Source organism: uncultured Pedobacter sp. (genome assembly GCF_913776295.1).
Classification (GTDB): domain Bacteria; phylum Bacteroidota; class Bacteroidia; order Sphingobacteriales; family Sphingobacteriaceae; genus Pedobacter.
This window is the reverse complement of record NZ_CAJYOJ010000073.1, coordinates 58031-64417: the sequence shown is the minus strand read 5'-3', so window position 1 is coordinate 64417 and position 6387 is coordinate 58031. Positions and strand designations below refer to the sequence as shown.

Annotated in this window: 7 protein-coding genes; 2 read left to right on the top strand and 5 right to left on the bottom strand. The window is 38.0% G+C overall.

Annotated features, from left to right (window positions below; all coding sequences use genetic code 11):
• The first annotated feature begins 758 nt into the window (after positions 1–758).
• Positions 759–1709 (top strand): hypothetical protein, encoded by a 951-nt coding sequence (locus QZ738_RS16720; RefSeq protein WP_293788874.1) that lies wholly within the window; start codon positions 759–761, stop codon positions 1707–1709.
• Between the two features lie 58 nt (positions 1710–1767).
• Here the strand turns inward: QZ738_RS16720 and dnaJ are convergent, their stop codons facing one another.
• The 5 genes from dnaJ to QZ738_RS16695 form a co-directional block, all read right to left on the bottom strand.
• Complete coding sequence (dnaJ, locus tag QZ738_RS16715) at positions 1768–2931, bottom strand: molecular chaperone DnaJ (RefSeq protein WP_293788873.1); 1164 nt, start codon at positions 2929–2931, stop codon at positions 1768–1770.
• Between the two features lie 90 nt (positions 2932–3021).
• A complete protein-coding gene (locus QZ738_RS16710) occupies positions 3022–3603 on the bottom strand; it encodes a nucleotide exchange factor GrpE (RefSeq protein WP_293788872.1) in 582 nt (193 codons plus the stop codon).
• Between the two features lie 127 nt (positions 3604–3730).
• The gene (locus tag QZ738_RS16705) at positions 3731–4414 is read right to left on the bottom strand and encodes a cell division ATP-binding protein FtsE (RefSeq protein ID WP_293788871.1); all 684 of its coding nucleotides are present in this window, start codon (positions 4412–4414) and stop codon (positions 3731–3733) included.
• Between the two features lies 1 nt (position 4415).
• On the bottom strand, positions 4416–4619 hold the full coding sequence (locus tag QZ738_RS16700; protein ID WP_293788877.1) for a fructose-6-phosphate aldolase: 204 nt from the start codon (positions 4617–4619) through the stop codon (positions 4416–4418).
• Positions 4620–4687: 68 nt separating this feature from the next.
• Positions 4688–5704, bottom strand: coding sequence for an acyl-CoA reductase (locus QZ738_RS16695; RefSeq protein WP_293788870.1), 1017 nt, complete (start codon positions 5702–5704; stop codon positions 4688–4690).
• 78 nt (positions 5705–5782) lie between these two features.
• On the opposite strand from QZ738_RS16695, the gene QZ738_RS16690 reads away from it, so the two are divergent.
• Positions 5783–6133, top strand: a complete 351-nt coding sequence (locus tag QZ738_RS16690; RefSeq protein WP_205058424.1) for a 4Fe-4S dicluster domain-containing protein — start codon at positions 5783–5785, stop codon at positions 6131–6133.
• Positions 6134–6387: the final 254 nt, after the last annotated feature.

Sequence of the window (6387 nt, the reverse complement as noted above, 5' to 3'; positions counted from 1 at the left end):
CCTTTTAATCCCAATTTCATGTAAGGTCGATCAAAAGTTAGCCAACAAAATAAGTTCGGTGAGGTATTCTATAGCCATAGAAAAAAAAGCTGACTAGATTAGCATTGTACCTTTTTAGTCAGCCCCTCATAAATAAATAACGATTTCCATCCAATTTATTAACGTGATTGAAGGAGTCAGCTGGTCACCTCGAACTTCACCAATAAACCTATTTTTCAAATCCTGCCATAGAAACCTGAACAACCAATTCTCCATTTCGCAAATGGAAAACAGGCATGATCGAGAAAGCTTTATGAGCCATTGGCTATAGCTATAAAAAGGATCAAAGAAATTCCAATGTAAGCGGATAGCGTTAAATAAATGTTGTTTTTTTTGCCTGTAAAACCTAAAGTAAGATTAATGATGAGATAAGCTACAGATAGCGTAAATAAACTGCGGTAGGATTGTGTTGGCCTTTTTGATAAATAAGTTTTTCAGATGGTGCATCAGGAAAAACCATACTGACTAGAGGTAAAGACCATCCAACAACAAAAATTATAAATAACGCCCAGGCAATGGGATACTTTCTAAAGGATTTGTAAAACTCTTCCATTAACATTAATACCCTAGCGCCGTTTTGGTAACCTTAATTCTAACCGGTTTAAATAATTGAAATTGAATAAAAAGATATTAAAATCATAAAGCGCGTGACTTTTGAAAACTTTTTGGTTTAAAAATTGCTCTGATCGGGAATCAGATTTATGAAAACAATTTATACTATGAAAACGATCTTAAAATTAACAGCACTTGCGCTAATACTGTCTTTTACAGCCTGTAAAAATGATAAGAAAAAAGACGAAAGTGCTAAAACTGCTTATGCCGAAGCAGATGAAAACGATGTGAATGCCATCATTGAATATAACAATGTAATGGTAGGTTTTACGGATAAAAACAATGATTACATCAAGCGTATCGAAAATAATGTGATCAAAATTGAAAAGGGATTGCAAAATCCGAATGATCACTTTGCTTTTATTGGTTTAATAGAGCCTTTTTCGACACCTACGATTAGTAGAAGCAAGCTAAAGCCTGAAACTCCGCCCAGTGCGCTAAATAAAGATGATCAGAAATTTTTTAAAGAAAATGTAACCGTAATGACGGGTTTACTCGATAAAATCAAAGAAACATACAAATCTTTAAATGAGTACATCAAGGCAGAAGATTGGAAGGATGACAAGGGAAATAAAGGAAAAGCATTGGTTGATTCTATTTATAGTATGGGTAAAAAATACTACACGCACGACGACTTGGTTTTGGCTAAACTAAACCTGATCGGAGATGATGCAGAACGGGTAATTTTGAAAACTCACCCCTTAAAAGAATACATATTTGCACTTAAGGATGATAGGAGTGCAACTGCCGCATTTACCAAGTTAATGGCCAGTACTAAAAATTATAAATCCATAGAGGCTAAAGCGAAAACTGCTTATCAGGCGCTTCAGGAACAACATCAAAAACATGTAGCTATGGCTGTGCCAGATGCAACTAAATATCCTGGTAAGGACGGCTATTTTAGAAATTTTAATGAAAGGTTAAATGAATATTTAATTGCTGCACGAAAAATGATGCGCGATGCTTCAGCTTCTGGCCAGTTAACGGATTATAATATTGAAGAATTAGTCCGCCATCAGGATAGCATGCGTTCTGCTTATAATAATTTTGTAGATTAGTATGATAAACAAAAAAGCCGATGCTAAAAACATCGGCTTCTTCATGATATCGGATTATTTACTCAAAGTATTCTTTCATTCGTTCAAAAAAGCTCTTATCATTTTTACCTGGCTGAGGCTTAAAGTTTGGCGATTCACGTAATTTTTCCAAAACATTTCGTTCATCGCTGCTTAAAGCTTTTGGTGTCCAGATGTTGATATGGATAATTTCATCACCTCTATGGTATGAATTTACTTCTGGTAAACCTTTCCCCTTTAAACGCAATAACTTTCCGCTTTGGGTACCTGGATCAATTTTTATTTTGGCTTTGCCGTCAATAGTTGGTACTTCGATACTCATCCCTAAAGCAGCATCAACAAAACTTAAATGCAAATCATAAACAACATTATTGCCTTCACGTTTTAAGGTTTCGTGTGGAATTTCTTCAATTAAAATAATTAAATCGCCCGGGATACCACCATTCGGAGCTGCATTTCCTTTTCCGCTCATGCTCAATTGCATACCCTCACTTACACCAGCAGGAATATTGATGGTAATGGTTTCTTCACCGCGTACCACACCGTCGCCATGGCATACATTACATTTAGCGGTAATTTGCTGACCGCTTCCGTTACAGGTAGGGCAGGTAGATGCGGTTTGCATCTGGCCTAAAATGGTATTGGTTACCCTGCGTACCTGGCCGCTACCACCGCAGGTACCACAGGTACTTACCGATGATCTATCTTTTGCACCAGAACCATCGCAGGTTTTACAAACAATCAGTTTATTAACCTTGATCTTCTTTTCGGCACCATGGGCAATTTCTTCCAGTGTAAGTTTAACTTTAATGCGTAGGTTCGAACCTTTGGCTACTCTACGCCCACCACGTTGCTGGCCACCGCCGCCACCGCCAAAAAAGCTCTCGAACGGATTGTGTCCACCAAAAATATCCCCAAAATTACTGAAGATATCGTCCATGTTCATGCTGCCACCACCATAACCTCCCGAAGCACTACTTCCTACACCGGCGTGGCCAAACTGATCATAACGCTGTTTCTTTTCAGGGCTGCTTAAAACTTCGTATGCTTCTGCAGCTTCTTTAAATTTATCCTCAGCGGCTTTATCTCCCGGGTTTTTATCCGGGTGATATTTGATCGCCATCTTACGGTAAGCTTTCTTGATCTCGTCAGCACCTGCGCTTTTGGTTACGCCCAACACGTCGTAATAATCTCTTTTACTCATCTTTTTTTATAAAATGACTGAATGATTGAGTGATGGGATGAAAGAATCTCAATTCAATCATTCAAAACTCAATCATTCAATAATTATTTTTTACGCTCCAACTACTACTTTAGCGAAGCGGATTACATTATCATTTAAGGTATAACCTTTTTCAACCTCGTCTATAACTTTGCCCTTTAAATCCTCTGTAGGGGCCGGGATATTGGTGATAGCTTCATGGAAATCGGTGTTAAAAGGCTGATTGATGCTTTCTACATCTTTTAAACCTTTTTGTGCCAAAGTATTTTTTAATTTATTGCTGACCAGTGCAATACCTTCTTTAACAGGGGCTACTTCAGTAGCACTTTCCATGGCTTTTAACGCACGGTCAAAATCATCTAAAACAGGTAAAAGCGAAACAATCACATCTTTACCCGCAGTTTGTAACAACTCTACACGCTCTTTTTGCGTACGGCGTTTGTAATTGTCGAATTCTGCATATAAACGCAGGTATTTATCATTAAGCTGTTGAACCTCCGCCTGCAATTTCTCTTCGGCAGATAATTCTGGTGTTTGCTCAGTCTCATTTGCAGTAGCATCAGTATTTTCTACATTTTCCGTAGTATTTTCTGACGTGTTTTCAGGGTTCATTATATTTTCTTCTTTATCGTTATTTTTCTTCTTATTAAACATAATATAAGGCTGAATTTTTTTCTGTTAATCTCAACTATTTTGCCATAAACGTAAATCAGCCAAGCTGTCAGATTTATATGCGATTATCTGAACAGATTGGCTGATTAGCTGACGGATGTCAGAAATTTTATGCTATTTGTACACCTTCGTGAACGATGCCGTTTTCACATTTGATAATACGCGATGGGAAAGTACGGATGATATGGTAATCATGTGTGGCCATTAAAACTGCCGTTCCTGTCTGACTGATCTGCTTCAGCAGGGTGACAATTTCTTCAGAAGTTTCGGGATCTAAGTTACCTGTCGGCTCATCAGCCAGGATAATTTCAGGATCATTAAGTAAAGCCCTTGCAATTACGATACGCTGTTGCTCGCCACCCGAAATTTCGTGCGGCATTTTTTTGATTTTAGAACGCAGGCCCACTTTATCCAAAACATCTTTAATACGCTCGTTGATCAGCTTTTCGTCTTTCCAACCCGTAGCTTTAAGTACAAATTCAAGGTTTTTTTCAATAGTTCTATCGGTAAGCAGTTGAAAATCCTGGAAAACAACGCCTAATTTACGGCGTAAGAACGGTACCTGGCTTTCTTTCAGGTTTCTAAGGTCGAAGCCGGCAATATTACCCTCACCATTGCCAATATGAAGGTCGCCATATAATATTTTAAGCAAGCTGCTCTTTCCAGACCCCGTTTGCCCGATCAGGAATATAAATTCGTCTTTTTCGATGTGTAAATTTACATTGGAGAGGACTAAATGTTTCTGTTGAAAAACATCAACATTGCTTAAATGAATTACTGAGTTGCCTGCCATATTATATTTCTAATTTTGAAATCTGCCCGAAAGGCAAATCTTTTACCATTTCCATAATGTATTCCTGCTTGTCGCCAAGCCCCAGTTTTTCCAGTGATTTATCAGGCCTGTCTACCCTAAAATAAGCTAAAAGTGTAAACTTGTCATCTCTTAACTGTACGTAATCCGGAATTTTGGCTATGCCTTTAACTTTTACGATATACATTGTGTCCAAAAATAGCTATTTAAGCTGAAAGACCAAAGTAGAAAGGGGAAAGACTAACGTTCAGAAATTCAATTTAGGCTATTTAAGAACTCGATTGTATTTACCTGATCGGCATAATCCCAGAGTTTTGGGTGCTGGCTTTGGCCAAAATCAAATCCGGCTATATTTATTGGCGATTGAGTGACTACACATTGGATATCAGCAGCTTTAGCTTTCAGTTTATCTTCTATATCCTGCAGGTTTTCATATTCTTCGTAATAAAGCACGGCCAACGGTGAAGCCAAACTTTCATCTTCTTTTAACAGTAAAAAGCCGTTGTCAAAATGTTTGGCAGCATTTACCAGGTAAATAGATTTATTATAATCGTAGTTATTCTGATATTTGAAATGGTTAATAATGGACTGAAAACTTTCAATTCCCTCATAAAATTTAGCAATGTCATATCCTTTCGGAAAATAGATTTTAGAGACATTCCTGCAACCCAGGCCAAAATAATCAAAAATATCAGCGCCCAGCCTTTGGATATCTTCTTTACTTTCCGTACCATTTAAAACGGCAATACTGTTTCTGTTTTTGCGGATAATGTTGGGTACTTTACCAAAATAATAATCGAAATATCTGGATGAATTGTTACTTCCGGTAGCAATTACCGCATCAAAGTCTTTTAAACGCTCTACATATTCAATCCGATCTGTAAAAGCAGCTTCTATATTAACCAGTTCGGCAAGAACAATTTTAATCAGCCTGTCATCTGAGGAAGAAAGTTTGATCAGGGCCTTGTTCCCGGTCGCTAAAACGCATAAAATGTCATGTAAGCCTACTAAGGGGATGTTTCCTGCCAGTATGAGGCCTACCTTTTTGGGGGATGTACTAAACTGTACGGATTGAAACCAAAGGGCCAGATCTGATTCATTTAACATCTCAGCAAATGATAAGATCGATTTTTTGATATTTTCCTGAGTAAACCATGCATTGGCACTTTCGGCAGCATAAAGTGCATCTCCCAGTATGTCAGTAGGGTTTGTAAGCTTTCTGCCGAGTTTGCTGAACGCAATTATTGCTTTTTCTTGAGTTAATGCTGACATATTTAGAATTATTATTAACGGATTATATCTTATATTTGCAGCGCAAAGGTAAACTAAGCAAAAGAATTAGACGAAAACATGGCAATTAAAATAACAGATGAGTGTATAAATTGTGGGGCATGTGAACCAGAATGTCCGAATAACGCAATTTATGATGCGGGAACTGCATGGCGTTTCTCTGATGGTACTAATTTGGAGGGTATCATTGATTTTGGTAATCAACAGATAGAAGCTGATGCCGCTCAGGAGGCAGTTTCAGATGAGGTATATTATATCGTTTCCGATAAGTGTACGGAATGTAAAGGTTTTCATGACGAGCCTCAGTGTGCGGCAGTTTGCCCGGTTGATTGTTGTGTGGATGATGAGGATATCCGCGAAACAGAAGAAGAATTATTGGCTAAGAAAGCCTGGTTGCACCAGGAAGGATAGTCTTTATTAGATATTTACAAAAAAAGTCTCGCGTAATGTGAGACTTTTTTTCGTTTACCGAGTTTTGGTTTGATGTTACATACAGAACTCTTCTGGTTTGCTCGTCATCCCGACTGTAGTATAGCGAAATGGAGAGATCTTTGAATCGAATTATTGAAATTTACTTTAAAAGATTTCTCCCCGCCTGTACGGTCAGGCCTGTCCGCACAGGCGGCACTGCGTTCGAAATGACGCTACTTCGAATATTCTAACTT